General features: G+C 63.3%; 11 protein-coding genes and 2 tRNA genes. 9 read left to right on the forward strand and 4 right to left on the reverse strand.

Annotation, left to right across the window (positions count from 1 at the left end; all coding sequences use genetic code 11):
* Window positions 1–23: 23 nt before the first annotated feature.
* Window positions 24–1,583, forward strand: a complete 1,560-nt coding sequence (gene metG / locus PQ627_RS07420) for a methionine--tRNA ligase (RefSeq protein WP_274259618.1) — start codon at window positions 24–26, stop codon at window positions 1,581–1,583.
* Between the two features lie 119 nt (window positions 1,584–1,702).
* Here the strand turns inward: metG and PQ627_RS07425 are convergent, their stop codons facing one another.
* The 4 genes from PQ627_RS07425 to PQ627_RS07440 all read right to left on the reverse strand — a co-directional run bounded on the left by PQ627_RS07425 (window position 1,703) and on the right by PQ627_RS07440 (window position 6,945).
* On the reverse strand, window positions 1,703–4,162 hold the full coding sequence (locus PQ627_RS07425; protein WP_274259620.1) for an ABC transporter permease: 2,460 nt from the start codon (window positions 4,160–4,162) through the stop codon (window positions 1,703–1,705).
* Between the two features lie 3 nt (window positions 4,163–4,165).
* On the reverse strand, window positions 4,166–4,954 hold the full coding sequence (locus tag PQ627_RS07430; protein WP_274259622.1) for an ABC transporter ATP-binding protein: 789 nt from the start codon (window positions 4,952–4,954) through the stop codon (window positions 4,166–4,168).
* Window positions 4,955–5,044: 90 nt separating this feature from the next.
* Window positions 5,045–5,758, reverse strand: a complete 714-nt coding sequence (locus tag PQ627_RS07435; protein WP_274259624.1) for a response regulator — start codon at window positions 5,756–5,758, stop codon at window positions 5,045–5,047.
* Between the two features lie 2 nt (window positions 5,759–5,760).
* A complete protein-coding gene (locus tag PQ627_RS07440; protein WP_144659946.1) occupies window positions 5,761–6,945 on the reverse strand; it encodes a sensor histidine kinase in 1,185 nt (394 codons plus the stop codon).
* A 123-nt stretch (window positions 6,946–7,068) separates the two neighbouring features.
* Here PQ627_RS07440 and PQ627_RS07445 point away from each other — a divergent pair, with 123 nt between their 5' ends.
* The 8 genes from PQ627_RS07445 (at window position 7,069) to PQ627_RS07480 (ending at window position 14,111) form a co-directional block, all read left to right on the forward strand.
* A complete protein-coding gene (locus PQ627_RS07445; RefSeq protein ID WP_274259627.1) occupies window positions 7,069–8,121 on the forward strand; it encodes a 3-isopropylmalate dehydrogenase in 1,053 nt (350 codons plus the stop codon).
* Between the two features lie 119 nt (window positions 8,122–8,240).
* The gene (locus PQ627_RS07450) at window positions 8,241–9,353 is read left to right on the forward strand and encodes a branched-chain amino acid aminotransferase (RefSeq protein ID WP_144659948.1); all 1,113 of its coding nucleotides are present in this window, start codon (window positions 8,241–8,243) and stop codon (window positions 9,351–9,353) included.
* Between the two features lie 344 nt (window positions 9,354–9,697).
* The gene (locus PQ627_RS07455) at window positions 9,698–10,516 is read left to right on the forward strand and encodes an MBL fold metallo-hydrolase (RefSeq protein ID WP_373458757.1); all 819 of its coding nucleotides are present in this window, start codon (window positions 9,698–9,700) and stop codon (window positions 10,514–10,516) included.
* A 23-nt stretch (window positions 10,517–10,539) separates the two neighbouring features.
* Window positions 10,540–11,316, forward strand: coding sequence for a fumarylacetoacetate hydrolase family protein (locus PQ627_RS07460; RefSeq protein WP_274259631.1), 777 nt, complete (start codon window positions 10,540–10,542; stop codon window positions 11,314–11,316).
* Window positions 11,317–11,436: 120 nt separating this feature from the next.
* On the forward strand, window positions 11,437–12,957 hold the full coding sequence (gene gltX / locus PQ627_RS07465) for a glutamate--tRNA ligase (RefSeq protein ID WP_274259633.1): 1,521 nt from the start codon (window positions 11,437–11,439) through the stop codon (window positions 12,955–12,957).
* A 14-nt stretch (window positions 12,958–12,971) separates the two neighbouring features.
* The gene (locus PQ627_RS07470) at window positions 12,972–13,700 is read left to right on the forward strand and encodes an HAD family hydrolase (protein WP_144659952.1); all 729 of its coding nucleotides are present in this window, start codon (window positions 12,972–12,974) and stop codon (window positions 13,698–13,700) included.
* A 138-nt stretch (window positions 13,701–13,838) separates the two neighbouring features.
* Window positions 13,839–13,910 (forward strand) — tRNA-Gln (locus PQ627_RS07475).
* A gap of 128 nt (window positions 13,911–14,038) precedes the next feature.
* Window positions 14,039–14,111, forward strand: a tRNA-Glu gene (locus tag PQ627_RS07480).
* The last annotated feature ends 31 nt before the right edge of the window (window positions 14,112–14,142 follow it).

Raw genomic sequence — 14,142 nt, forward strand, 5'->3', positions numbered from 1 at the left:
CGAAAAAAAGGTAACTTCTTAGAGTGACGTCTCCAGAGAAATCCCCGTTCTACATCACCACCGCCATCAGTTACCCCAATGGTGTGCCGCACATCGGCCACGCCTATGAGGTCATTGCCACTGATGCCATGGCACGCTTCAAGCGCCTTGACGGCCATGAAGTGTTCTTCATGACGGGGACGGACGAGCACGGCCTCAAGATGCAGCAGTCGGCGGAGAAGGAAGGCATCTCCGCCAAGGAGCTGGCAGACCGGAACTCCGCAGCGTTCAAGCAGATGAGCCAGGACCTGGGCATCTCCTACGACCGCTTCATCCGCACCACCGACCAGGACCACTACGCGGCCTCGCAGGCCATCTGGAAAAAGATGGAAGCCAACGGCGACATCTACCTTTCCAAGTACGAAGGCTGGTACTCGGTCCGCGACGAGGCCTACTACGTCGAGGACGACACCGTAGTGAAGGAGGACGGTCTCCGCTACTCCAAGGAAACGGACACCCTGGTCAGCTGGACCGCGGAGGAAAGCTACTTCTTCCGGCTCTCCAACTACCAGGAAAAGCTCCTGGCGCTTTACGAAGAACAGCCTGAGTTCGGCGCGCCGCAGTCACGCTTCAACGAGGTCATCAGCTTTGTCAGGCGCGGACTGGAAGACCTGTCCATCAGCCGTACGACCTTCGATTGGGGTGTTCCGGTTCCGGGCGATGCGAAGCACGTCATGTATGTGTGGGTTGATGCCTTGACCAACTACCTGACAGGTGTGGGCTACCCGGACATCGAGTCAGAGTCGTTCAAGAAGTTCTGGCCAGCGGATGTGCATGTGATCGGCAAGGACATTTCGCGGTTCCACGCGATCTACTGGCCCGCGTTCCTGATGAGTGCGGGGCTGGAACTTCCGCAGCGCGTCATGATCCATGGCTTCCTGACCAACAACGGCGTGAAGATGTCCAAGTCGTTGGGCAACGTCGTGGCGCCCCAGGACTTCGTGGCACAGTACGGACTGGACCAGTGCCGTTACTTCTTCCTCCGCGAAGTTCCGTTTGGTGCTGACGGTAACTACAACCACGAAGCCATCGTGGGCCGCATGAATGCCGACCTTGCCAACAACTTCGGCAACCTTGCCCAGCGTTCCTTGTCCATGGTGGCGAAGAACTGCGATGGAAAGGTCCCGCAGCCAGGTGCCCTCACGGCCGAGGACGAAGCACTCCTTGCACAGGCAGGCGCCTTGCTGGAGACAGCGCGCAGTGCCTTTGAGAAGCAGGAGTTCAGCCGGGCGCTCGAAGCCATGTGGACGGTGTTGGGTGACACGAACGCCTACTTCGCCGAGCAGGCTCCGTGGGTACTGCGGAAGACCGACCTCGAGCGGATGAACACGGTCCTGTACGTCACGCTGGAGGTCGTGCGGATCATCGCGATCCTCGCCCAACCCGTGATGCCGTCGTCGTCCGCCAAGCTCCTGGATGTGCTGGGACAGCCCGAAGGTGAGGCACGCCAGTTCTCCGCCATTGCCACCTCCCTGGTGGCGGGGACCGAGCTGCCGGCGCCCGCACCGGTCTTCCCGCGCTACGAAGAACCCGCTGAGGCCTAAGCCCTAGACGCTCTCTCACGTAATACCAACAGAAAAGAAACGCTCTCTCACTTCCCGCCGGATTCGGCGGCAAAGTGAGAGAGCGTTTCTTGTAAGACCCGCCGAATGTGAGCGAGCGATCAGGCGGTGGCGAGGCCCTCCACCGGCGACAAGCGCGCCGCGCGCCGCGCCGGGATCACCGAGGCCAGGAGCCCTGCCACCACGGCCACCCCAAACACGGCAGCCAACTGCAGCCAAGGCACCGTGGGAACCACGTTGGCCAAGTCGCCCAAGGTCGCCTGCGCGCCGAGCCATCCGTACACAATCCCCATGCCGGCGCCCATGACGGCCGCAACACCTGCAACGAGCACGGCCTCGATGGCCAACATCCCGCGCAGCTGACCGGTCGTCAGGCCGAGGGCACGCAACAGCGAGTTCTCGCGGGTCCGCTCCAGGACTGACAGGGACAAGGTGTTGGCTACGCCGATCAACGCAATCACGACGGCGACACCCAGCAGACCTGTAACCACCAACAGCAGGACATCGATGATGCTGTTGAACGTCACGCGCTCGATGGCCGCACCGCTGACGGTCCGTTCGTGGACTCCCAGGGCCGAAGCGATGTCCTTCTGGATGGCTTGGACACGGTCACCGGAGACGGAATCATCCAGCTTCACCCACACCATCCCGGGGGTTTCCGGCAGGGGACCGGAACTGATGCTGGAGGACTCGACGAATGCCGGAACATGGCGCGTCCGCAGGACCTTCGAGTCGAGCGTGACGTTGCCGCCCGCCGTCGTCATGCCTGCTGCACCCTCCGGTGAATCTTCGGGCAGGTAGACCGTACCGGGAACCGGCTTGAGGTTGTTATCGCGCAGTACTGACGCGGCATCGCCGGCGGACAGACCATAAACCGTGGCGGCACCACCGCTCGTGTCGTCATGGATAGTCCCGAGCGGCTGAAGCAGGACCGCTGCGCTGACGCCGTCGAGCCCTTTGATCCGGGCGACTGCCTGCGCGGTATCTGCCGATCCGGCCGTCTGTGCGGCGAGGTCCACGGGGTAGTTCTCAGCAAGCGTGTCGTTGAATGCCTGACGGGAGGTAGCTGCGCCGGTCATCATGAGGGACACCAGAGTGACGCCGATCAGCAGCGCGGCAGCAGTCGCCGAGGTGCGGGCCGGATTGCGCGTGGCGTTCACCGCTGCGAGCTTGCCCGGAACACCGGCCGGTGCCGCGAGACGCCCGGCCAAGGCAACCACTCCGGGAATGAACAGCGTAGAACACAGCAGGATGCCCACGAAGGAGACCGCACCGCCCAGCAGGGCAACCCCAAGGACCACGTTGACGCTGCCGTACACCAGCAGGGCAGCTCCGCCCACCAAGGCCAGCAGACCCACGAACAGCCTGACCTTGCCGCGACGGTTCCGCACTGACGCGTCGTCCGCAGGCCGCAAGGCGGCAAGAGGCGCGATGGCGGTGGCCGCCTTCGCGGGGACCAGCGCCGCAACGACTGTCAGGAACGTTCCGGCCACCAAACCGGCAATAATGGCCGACGGCGGTACGGCCAACGTAGCGAAGGCCTGCTCGGGCTGCGACTTGGCCCAGGCGATCAGGGCAGTCATCAAGCCTGTGGCGGCCAGGACGCCCAATACCGAGGAGACGACTCCGACAACCAGCGCCTCCAGCATCACCGAGCCCCGGATCTGGCCGCGCCCTGCGCCCAGGCACCGCAGGAGCGCCAATTCCCTGGTCCGCTGCGCCACCAGGACAGAGAACGTATTGGCAACCACCAGGGTGGAGACCAATATGGCAATCCCGGCGAAGGCAAGGAGGACAATCGTCAACTGGTCTTGCCCGGCGCTCAGCATGGCCACTGTCGAAGTGACTTTCTCCTGGGCTGTTTCCAGTACAGGCCCCACCGCGCCGGCAGCCTCCATGCGATGGGCGATGTAGTCCTTGGCAGCGGAAACGTCTTCACCGGGTTTGAGGGCGAATTGCAGGCTCGAGTATCCCGCGCCAGCGTCCTGGACTGCATTCAGGACGGACTCGGAGGAAAGCAGTTGGGCAGCCGAAGAAGAGAACGGGTCATTGGTGGCCTGGATCAAGCCCGAGATAGTAACTTTGGCGTTCTTGACCGGACCTCCGCCATGCAATTCCAGTGTGCTGCCTACTGCCAGGCCGAGGTGCTCGGCGGACTTGACGTCAATGGCTGCTTCCAAGGCGCTGCCGGGCATGGAGCCCGAGGCAAGCACAGCACTTTCCAAGGATGCCGGCGCAGTATTCCGCAGCTTCCCGTATTGCTCGCCGCCGCCGGCCTCAAAGGTCACGTACGTGGAGCGTTCGGCGTAGCTGGCTTCCACAGCAGGGGAGGAAGCTGCAGCATCCACGGCGGCCTGGGAGAAAGCTTCACCACTCTTCGACGTAGCCACCAGATCGGCGTTTCGATAAGCCTCCCCGATGCTGGCCCCCAGAGAAGCATTGGTGCTCGCGCCCACCATGAGCGTTGAGGAAAGGAACATGACGGACAGCATCACGGCAAGCCCGATGGCTATGAAACGCCGGTAATGCGTCGTCAATTGGGACAGGGCAACCCGCAACATGCTTCAGGCCCCCAGCTTGCCAAGGGCGGTCAGGACGGAGTCCGCCGTGGGCTGGTGGATCTCGCCCACCAGGCCGCCGTCGCTCATCAACACCACACGGTCTGCGTAACTGGCCGCTACGGGGTCATGGGTAACCATGATGATGGTCTGGCCCATCTCCAGGCTGCTGCGGCGCAGCAGCGCCAGCACCTCGCCTCCCGCTCTGGAGTCCAGGTTGCCCGTGGGTTCGTCACCGAATACGACGTCGGGACGGGTCAGCAGCGCCCGGGCTACTGCCACGCGTTGCTGTTGGCCGCCGGAGAGCTCGTGGGGGCGGTGCTTCAACCTGTCCTTCAACCCAAGGGTGGTTACGACCGTATCCAGCCAACCGGCGTCGGCCGTTGTTCCCGCCAAGCCGAGCGGCAGCGTGATGTTCTGCTCGGCCGTCAGGGTAGGGACCAGGTTGAAGGCCTGGAACACGAAGCCGATCCGTTCCCGCCGGAGAGCTGTGAGCTGTCGGTCACTGAGTCCGGTGAGCTCGGTTCCACCCAGGAGGATGCGGCCCGAGTCAGCGTTATCCAGCCCCGCCAGGCAGTGCATCAGCGTGGACTTGCCCGAACCTGAGGGACCCATGATGGCCGTGAACTTCCCGGCGTCGAAACTCACCGAGACTTCGTTCAAGGCGGTCACTCTGGTGTCGGCGCGACCGTAGCTCTTGGTCAGTTTGAAAGCCTCGACGGCGGGACGGGCGGTGTCCGACGCCGCCTGATGGCCGGTTCCGGGAGGGTGGGGGAGAGGCGTGAATGTCGTCATGGTTCCACGCTATTGTCGGGCCCGGGCCTGCGGGATCGGGCTGTGGACCCATTGTCGCCGGCCGGTGCTCATACCCTGGTCTGAGCCGGCCTAGGTCCCCGGGGCCACAACGCCCGTCTCATAGGCGATGACCACCACCTGGACACGGTCCCGGGCTCCCAGCTTGGCCAGGATATGTCCCACATGTGTTTTCACCGTGGCTTCGGACAGGAAAAGCCCCGCCGCGATTTCCGGATTGGACTTGCCCTGGGCGATGAGCTGGAACACCTCGCGCTCGCGGTTCGTGAGGGTTTCGACGGCGGCCGCGTGCTCGCTTTGCTCGGGGGTCTGGGTCCTGAGCAGGGGTGCCACGTGGTCCAGCAGGCGGCGGGTGGTCGATGGTGCGATCACCGCGTCGCCCCGGTAGACAGTGCGGATGGCTTCGAGCAGTTCTTCAGGCGGGGCATCTTTCAGGAGGAACCCGCTGGCACCGGCCTGGATGGCTGCCAGCGCATACTCGTCCAGGTCGAACGTCGTGAGGACAACGATCTTGATGTCCGCACGTTGTGAACCAGCAGGTTGGGCTGCTGCCTGTTCCAGGATGCGCCTGGTTGCCTCGATTCCGTCCATGCCGGGCATGCGGACGTCCATGAGGACCACGTCGGCGGTGGTGGCGCCCAGTGCTTGGATGGCTTCAATCCCGTTGCCTGCCTCGGCTACCACCTCGAGATCGGGTTGCGAGTTGATGAGCATCCCAAGGCCCGAACGGACCAGCTGCTGGTCATCGACGAGGGCAACCCGGATGGGTGCGGGCAGTTCAGGCATTGCTAGGCCTCCGAATAGGGAATGAATGCGGACACTCGAAAGCCACCGCCTTGTTCGGGGCCGGCTGTCAAGGAACCATCGTAGAGCGAGACGCGCTCAGCCATTCCCGGCAGCCCGTTGCCGCCACCTGCAGCCGGCGGATCGGCAGCGGCGCCCCGGCCGTCGTCGACGATGTCCAGCTGCAGGCCCCGGGCCTGCCAGCTCAGCGTCAAGTTGGCCGTTGCCTTGGGACCCGCGTGCTTCATGACGTTGGTCAGGGCCTCTTGGATGATGCGGTACGCAGTGAGTTCCGCCCCGGCGGGAAGAGGCCGTCGAGGTGTCCCGACGTGCTGGTAGCCCACTTGGAGACTGGCCGCCCGGAAGCCCAGGAGCAGTTCATCCAGGTCCGAAAGCCTTGGCTGCGGACGCGTGGTGGAATCGCCGTCTGAGCGCAGGATGCCGAGCAAGCGCCGCATCTCACCCAGCGAATCCCTTCCCGTGGCGGCGATGGTGGCCAGGGCTTCGGTGGCAAGTTCGGGTTTCGCTGCGGCGGCGTATCTTGCACCGTCTGCCTGCGTGATGATGACAGACAGCGAGTGCGCCACGATGTCGTGCATCTCTCGGGCGATGTGGGAGCGTTCGTCGGCGGCGGCCAGTTTCCGTTCCTGGGACTGCTCCACTTCCATCCGGCGGGTACGGTCCTCGAGGGCCTGGAGCTGGAGCCTGCGTACGCGGGTGAGGTCACCGAGCGTCCAGCTCACCAGGACCAGCATCCAGATCAGCACCGTGTAGAGCGCCCCGATGGTCAGGCCCATGATGCCCGACTCCACGCTGCCGGTGTATTCGCGCGTCGTGAGCATCACCCCACCCACCAGGCCGGCGACCAGTACTGTGCGGCTTGCCCACGTCGGACCATAAGCAGCGGTGGCATAGATGATCAGCGGAACGGCAATTTGGCCGGCTACAGGTTCAGCGCCGACGGCCCACTGGATAAGGCACACGAGGATGACGACGCCGGCCGCCACTGCCGGGCGCGTCCGTCGCCACGCGAGCGGCAACAGAAGGGCGCAGGACAGGACGAACAGCCAAGGCCGGTCGGCGAGCAGGTAGACGGGACCGAAGAGCAGAATGAGAAGGCAGGTTGCCGTCAAGTCCACTGTGAAGCGGTTGATCCGAAACCATTCATATACTGCGTGCCTTCTGTCCACGCTATGACTCTATGCGTTGTGTCCGGGCGCGGGCATCATGCCCTGGTTGGATGTCCCGACGCGGCCTGTTCAAGGAGTGAGACGATTTTGACCAGCATGTGGATTGCTTGGCTAGATAGACCTATGAGTGCATCGTCCATCAATCTCGCTGTCATCCCCGGCGACGGCATCGGCCCGGAGGTCATCGCCGAAGCCGTCAAGGTCCTTGAAAAGGCCGTCGCCGCCGAAGGCGTCACCCTTGAGCAGACCCACTACAAGCTCGGTGCCCAGCACTGGCTTGAGACAGGCGAGACCCTGCCCGACGAGGTTCTTGAAGATCTCCGGACGCGCGATGCCATCCTCTTCGGCGCCGTGGGCGCAGCACCTGGTGATACCCGCATTCCCTCAGGCATCATCGAACGCGAGATGCTGCTCAAGCTCCGCTTCAGCCTGGACCACTATGTGAACCTGCGTCCTTCCCGACTGTACGGAACAATAGGCAGCCCCTTGGCCGACCCCGGAACCATTGACTTCATTGTGGTCCGCGAAGGAACCGAAGGACCCTACGTCGGCAACGGCGGCACCTTGCGCGGCGGAACACCGCACGAGGTAGCTACCGAAGTTTCGCTCAACACCGCCCATGGAGTGGAGCGCGTGGTCCGGGACGCCTTCCGTCGGGCCAACGAACGCCCACGCAAGCACGTCACCCTCGTGCACAAGCACAATGTCCTGGTTTTCGCAGGGCATCTGTGGAAGCGCACGGTGGAAGCAGTGGCGCAGGAGTTCCCTGACGTCACCCACGATTACCTGCACATCGACGCGGCCACTATCTTCATGGTGACCAACCCTTCGCGCTTCGATGTGATCGTCACCGACAACCTGTTTGGCGACATCCTCACCGACCTCGCTGCTGCCGTCACGGGCGGCATCGGCTTGGCGGCCTCCGGGAACATCAACATGGACCGCACAGCACCGTCCATGTTCGAACCCGTCCACGGCTCAGCTCCGGATATCGCCGGACAGCAAAAAGCCGATCCCACCGCGGCCATCCTCTCCGCAGTGCTCCTTTTGGACCACCTTGGCTACACCACGGCGGCCCGAAAGATCGAAGCGGCAGTTGTTGCCGACGTCGAGAACCGCACCGGCGAACCGCGCAGCACCGCTGCCATCGGTGACGCCATCGCGGCCGCACTTTAGGCCCATTACGCAGGCGTAAGCTTGTCTTGAATTATTTATCTGCTTCCCTGGTCCATCGCTGAACCACACCCTTTTTGGGGCCCGGTTCGCCATGCCAGGTAGCTGACTGTGGAGGAAACATGACTCAGACTGCCCATGGCGTCGAATTCAGCCAGCAGCTCTCGGAAAACCCGAAGTCTGCTGAGGAGCGTGCAGCCATCCTGGCGAACCCAGGCTTTGGCGACTACTTCACCGACCACACCGCCGTCGTCGACTACAAAGTCGACGCCGATGGCAATGGCGGTTGGCAGAATGCCCGGATCGAGCCCTACGGCCCCATCTCCCTGGATCCTTCGGCGGCGGTCCTGCACTACGGCCAGGAGATCTTCGAGGGCCTCAAGGCCTACCGTCACGCCGATGGTTCCGTGTGGACCTTCCGTCCCGAGGCCAACGCGGCACGCCTGAACAAGTCGGCCCGCCGGCTTGCCCTTCCGGAACTGCCCGAAGAGTACTTCCTGGGCGCCATCCGCGAACTCGTGCAGGCGGACCAGGAATGGGTTCCCTCCGGCGACGGCGAGGCTCTGTACCTTCGTCCGTTCATGATCGCCACGGAGGCCTTCCTGGGTGTTCGGGCCGCACGCGAAGTGTCCTTCCGCGTCATCGCATCGCCTGCCGGCAACTACTTCGGCGGCGAGCTCAAGCCGGTCTCCATCTGGATCTCCCGTGAGTATGCCCGTGCTGGCCGTGGCGGAACTGGAGCGGCCAAGTGCGGCGGCAACTACGCCGCTTCGCTGATCGCGCAGCAGGAAGCCGAAGCCAACGGCTGCAAGCAGGTTTTGTTCCTGGACCACTTCAACGACGACGCCGTGGAAGAACTTGGCGGCATGAACGTCTTCTTCGTCATGAAGGACGGTTCCTTGGTGACTCCCGCCCTCAGCGGCACCATCCTCGAGGGCGTTACGCGTATGTCGGTGATCCAGGTGGCCAAGGACATGGGCCGCGAGGTTTCCGAGCGCAAGATCACCTTGGACGAATGGCGCGACGGCGTTGCTTCCGGTGAGATCACCGAAGTGTTCGCCTGCGGTACTGCAGCCGTGATCACGCCGATCGGTGTCCTCAAGGATGCCACCGAATTCATTGGCGCAGAAGATGCCAAGGCCGGAGAAACCACCATGGCCATCCGCGAGAAGCTTCTGGGTATCCAGACCGGAACGGTCGAGGACACCCACGGCTGGCTGACCCGCCTGGTCTAGCCACCCGAACACACGACGGCGGCCGGTCACCTTTGATTCGCAGAGGTGACCGGCCGCCGTCGTGCGTTCCAGACGCTCGCTCACATCCCACCGGTTTGGTCCAGACGCTCGCTCACACCCCGCCCGCTTTGATTCAATCGCTCGCTCATATCCCACCGGTTTGATTGAATCGCTCGCTCACGTCCCACCGGTTTGATCCAGACTCTCGCTCACGCCCCGCCCGTTTGATCCAGACGCTCGCTCACGTCCCGGGCGTCCTTGGGCCTCGGTCTTGGTGTGATTGAGGGTTGGGGTGAAGGGGTGGGGATGTGATGGAGGGTTGGAAGTAGTGCCAAGATGGGATGGTGACTTCTGAACCAACGGCGACTCCGGATGGCCCGTCCCCAACCGACGGCACTTCTTCCCTGCAGCGCAGCAGCGAGCTGACGCGCTTCCGGCTCGCTCCGAACCCCGGTCCGATGAGCCTGGACGGAACCAACTCCTACGTGATCGGTGTGCCGGGTTCCGGCCATGTGGCCGTTGTGGACCCGGGCCCCAGCGACGAGCAGCACCTGGCGGAGTTGGCGGCCGCCGGCGTGGTCGACGTCGTCCTCATCACCCACCGTCATGCCGACCACACCGAAGCATCCGCACGCTTCCACGAACTCACGGGCGCACCGGTCCGGGCAGCCTTGGAAGAGCATTGCCACGGCGGTGAAATACTCATCGACAGTGAGGTCCTGAACGCAGGCGGCGTCGAAATCCGTGTCCTGGCAACCCCCGGCCACACCTCGGATTCGCTCTGTTTCCACTTGCCGGATGACGGACCGCATGGATCGGTCCTCACCGGCGACACCATTCTTGGACGGGGCACCACCGTGCTGGACTATCCGGATGGCCGGCTGGGGGATTACCTTAACAGCCTGGACCGCCTCGAAGCGCTCGGCCCGGCAACGCTGCTCCCTGCCCACGGACCGGTTCTGCCCGCCGTCGATGAGAAGTGCCGTGAGTACCGCAATCATCGCCAGCAGCGACTGGACCAGATCAGGACGGCCCTCGAGCAAGTTGGCGCTCACGCCACCGTCGCACAAGTGACGGACGTGGTGTACGCCGACGTCGATCCTTCCGTCCGGTGGGCGGCTGAAACGTCGGTGGCGGCGCAGCTGGATTACCTTCGAAGCTAAGCCATGACTGTAGGCTTGAGCCCATGCGTATCGCCCGGTTTGTAGTTGATTCTGATCCCCTTTACGGCGTTGTCGAAGGCGAGCCCGGCAGTGAGGAAATCACTGTCATCAACGGCGACCCTTTCTTCAACGGCGTCGAACGTACCCACGTGAAGCACAAGCTGGAAGACGTGCGGCTCCTGGCCCCGATCATTCCGCGCAGCAAGGTGATTGGCGTTGGCCGGAACTTCGCAGAGCACGCCGCGGAACTCGGCAATGAAGTCCCGCAGCAGCCGTTGCTTTTCCTCAAGCCGAACACCTCGGTAATCGGTCCGAACGATCCCATCGTCCTTCCCGAGTTCTCGGAGGAAGTCTCCTTCGAAGCGGAGCTCTGCGTCGTGATCGGCCGGATTTGCAAAGACGTTCCGGAAGATCGCGTGGACGACGTCATCTTCGGCTACACCTGCGGCAACGACCTCACGGCCCGCGACGTACAGAAGACGGACCTCCAATGGGCACGCGCCAAGGGCTTCGACACCTCGGCACCCCTTGGGCCGTGGATCGAAACAGAGCTCGACCACGAGGACCTCTCCATCCAGGGCCGGCTGAACGGCGAGATCCGCCAGGACGGCAGCACCAACCAGATGATCCGCGGCGTCCGCGAGCTCGTGTCGATCGTCTCGCACGCATTCACGCTGCTCCCCGGGGACGTCATCATGACCGGAACCCCGGCCGGCGTCGGTCTTGTCAGCGAAGGTGACCGCTTCGAGGTCGAGATCGAAGGCATTGGACGCCTGTCCAACCCGGTCGTCCGCCGCTAGGCGGAACACGGCCAAAGCACGACGGCGGCAGTCACCTTTTCGCAAGGAAGGCGACTGCCGCCGTCGTCCGCATTAATCCGGGAAACTGAGTCGGTGCCAAGCGGTAAAGTTGGAACTACTATGACTACTGCTTCTGCGTCGAACGCTGCCTCCAGCGCCATCCCTGCCGTCAACGCCGAGACCCCGGTCCGCGTCCGTTTTTGCCCTTCACCTACGGGTACCCCGCACGTTGGCCTGATCCGCACAGCCCTGTTCAACTGGGCCTATGCACGCCACACCGGCGGCAAGTTGATCTTCCGCATCGAGGACACGGACTCTGCCCGCGACAGCGAGGAGAGCTACCACCAGTTGCTCGATGCCCTGAAGTGGCTCGGCATCAACTGGGATGAGGGTGTGGAAGTCGGCGGTCCGCATGAGCCGTACCGCCAGTCGCAGCGCGGCGATATCTATCAGGACGTCATCGCCAAGCTCAAGGCCGGGGGACATGTCTACGAGTCGTACTCCACGCCGGATGAGATCGAAGCCCGCCACAGGGCTGCAGGCCGCGATCCCAAGCTGGGCTACGACGGTTTCGACCGCCACCTCACCGAGGAGCAGCTCGCCCAGTTCAAGGCCGAAGGCAGGGAAGCTGTCCTGCGCCTCCGGATGCCGGATGAGGACCTGACGTTCAACGACCTCGTTCGGGGTGAAATCACGTTCAAGGCCGGTTCGGTACCCGACTTCGCAGTGGTCCGGGCCAACGGCGCTCCGCTGTACACCTTGGTGAACCCCGTGGATGATGCGCTGATGGGCATCACCCATGTCCTGCGCGGCGAGGACCTGCTGAGCTCCACCCCGCGCCAGATCGCACTGTACCGTGCGCTCTACGCTATCGGTGTCGCCGAATACATGCCGGAGTTCGGCCACTTGCCGTACGTGATGGGCCAGGGCAACAAGAAACTCTCGAAGCGCGATCCCGAGTCCAGCTTGTTCCTGCACCGCGAACGTGGCTTCATCCCCGAGGGCCTCCTCAACTACCTCTCGCTTCTGGGCTGGTCCCTCAGCGCTGACGAGGACATCTTCACGGTGGAGCAGCTCGTGGCCAACTTCGACATCCACGATGTCCTGGGCAACCCTGCCCGTTTCGACCTCAAGAAGGCCGAGGCCATCAACGGAACCCACGTCCGCATGCTTGCACCCGAGGACTTCAAGGAGCGGCTCGTTCCTTACCTCCGCGCTGCCGGTTTCGTTGGCGAGATCCTCACTCCACGGCAGGAGGAGATTCTTGCCGAGGCGGCGCCGCTGGTCCAGGAGCGCATCACCTTGCTCGGCGAGGCTCCCGAGATGCTTGCCTTCCTTTTCAAGGCAGACGACGCAATCGACATCGCAGACGACGCCCGAAAGGGCCTGCCTGCCAACCTCGAAGAAGTTCTCGACGCGGCTCTGGCCGCTTTGGAACGCATTGAGGAATGGACTGCGGAGAACATCCAGACCGCGCTGAAGCAGGCGCTGGTGGAAGATCTGGGCATCAAGCCCCGCGCTGCCTTCGGACCTGTGCGCACGGCGATCTCGGGCCGCCGGATTTCCCCGCCGCTGTTCGAGTCCATGGTGATCCTGGGCAAGGATTCCTCCTTGGCCCGCGTTCGCGCTTTCCGCGGCTAGGAGCGGCACCCGTCATGGCTATTGCAACTTCCTTTGGCACCATCCGCGGTGTCCTCTTCGACATCGATGACACCTTGGTGGATCTTGAGTACGCCATGACGACCGCGTTGCGTGACGTCAGCGAACATCTCCTGCCCGGCCTGGACCAGGCCGGGTGGGTGAAGTTCGGCCGCATCTTCACGCATGAGACCACGCATTTTTACGACCGCTACCTGGCTGGCGAGCTGACCTTCAACGAGCAGAGGCTGCTCCGCGGACGCGCTGCTTTGGGGCACTTCGGCGTCGAGCTTGAGGACGGCGAGGAGTCCCAGGCCTGGGTGGCTGAGTACCACAAACGCCAAACGGCCTACGTCCGGGCCTTCAACGACGTGGAAGAAGTGCTCGACGCCCTGGATGCGGCCGGCGTCCCTTATGGCGCGGTGAGCAACAACGTCCACGACTACCAGCGTGCAAAGTTGGACGGCGCCGGCCTGGAACGGATCAGGATCCTGGTCGGCACCGACACCGTGGGTGTCGCCAAGCCGGATCCTGCGATTTACCTGGAGGGTGTACGCCTTCTGGGCACCACGCCGGGGGAGACCCTCTACGTAGGCGATAACCGCTTGCTCGACGCCGATGGCGCGACGGCGGCCGGCTTGGTGGGCGTGTGGCTCAACAGGGTGGGTGAAGAGGTAGCCGGGTTCAGTGGCCGCCAAGTGGATTCGCTCCGGCAGCTCCTTGCCACGGCCCCGGCGGCCACCTGATTTTGCATGTGATGCAGGTAACGCCTTACGGATTTGTGCAGGTGGCAAGACTCCGGTAGAGTCATTACTCGTGCTGAGGGGCACGGAGGGAAAAGCCAAGGGAAACCGGGGCGAGGAACTCCGGTCCGAAAGTCACTTTGGGATATGGTGTAATTGGCAACACTACGGTTTCTGGTACCGTCATTCTAGGTTCGAGTCCTGGTATCCCAGCTCTGAAAATCCGCGTAATCACGCTGGAAATTCGGAAGTTTCAAGCCGCGAAAGCGATTTGGAACAGAGCTGAAAGTATGAAATACTCATTCAGCTTGATCGCCGGAAACGGTGATAAGAAAGTGCAAGGCCCCATCGTATAGCGGCCTAGTACGCCGCCCTCTCACGGCGGTAACGCGGGTTCGAATCCCGCTGGGGTCACAAGCAAATCCCCCGGAACGCATGTTCCGGG

The organism is Paenarthrobacter sp. AB444 (genome assembly GCF_028736865.1).
In the GTDB taxonomy this organism is placed as follows: domain Bacteria; phylum Actinomycetota; class Actinomycetes; order Actinomycetales; family Micrococcaceae; genus Arthrobacter; species Arthrobacter nicotinovorans_B.

Bases quoted from the DNA above. Each gene is read 5' to 3' on its own strand.
- PQ627_RS07425 (WP_274259620.1), bottom strand. From the start codon at position 4,162: ATGTTGCGGGTTGCCCTGTCCCAATTGACGACGCATTACCGGCGTTTC.
- PQ627_RS07430 (WP_274259622.1), bottom strand. From the start codon at position 4,954: ATGACGACATTCACGCCTCTCCCCCACCCTCCCGGAACCGGCCATCAG.
- PQ627_RS07435 (WP_274259624.1), bottom strand. From the start codon at position 5,758: ATGCCTGAACTGCCCGCACCCATCCGGGTTGCCCTCGTCGATGACCAG.
- PQ627_RS07445 (WP_274259627.1), top strand. From the start codon at position 7,069: ATGAGTGCATCGTCCATCAATCTCGCTGTCATCCCCGGCGACGGCATC.
- PQ627_RS07450 (WP_144659948.1), top strand. From the start codon at position 8,241: ATGACTCAGACTGCCCATGGCGTCGAATTCAGCCAGCAGCTCTCGGAA.
- PQ627_RS07460 (WP_274259631.1), top strand. From the start codon at position 10,540: ATGCGTATCGCCCGGTTTGTAGTTGATTCTGATCCCCTTTACGGCGTT.
- gltX (WP_274259633.1), top strand. From the start codon at position 11,437: ATGACTACTGCTTCTGCGTCGAACGCTGCCTCCAGCGCCATCCCTGCC.
- PQ627_RS07470 (WP_144659952.1), top strand. From the start codon at position 12,972: ATGGCTATTGCAACTTCCTTTGGCACCATCCGCGGTGTCCTCTTCGAC.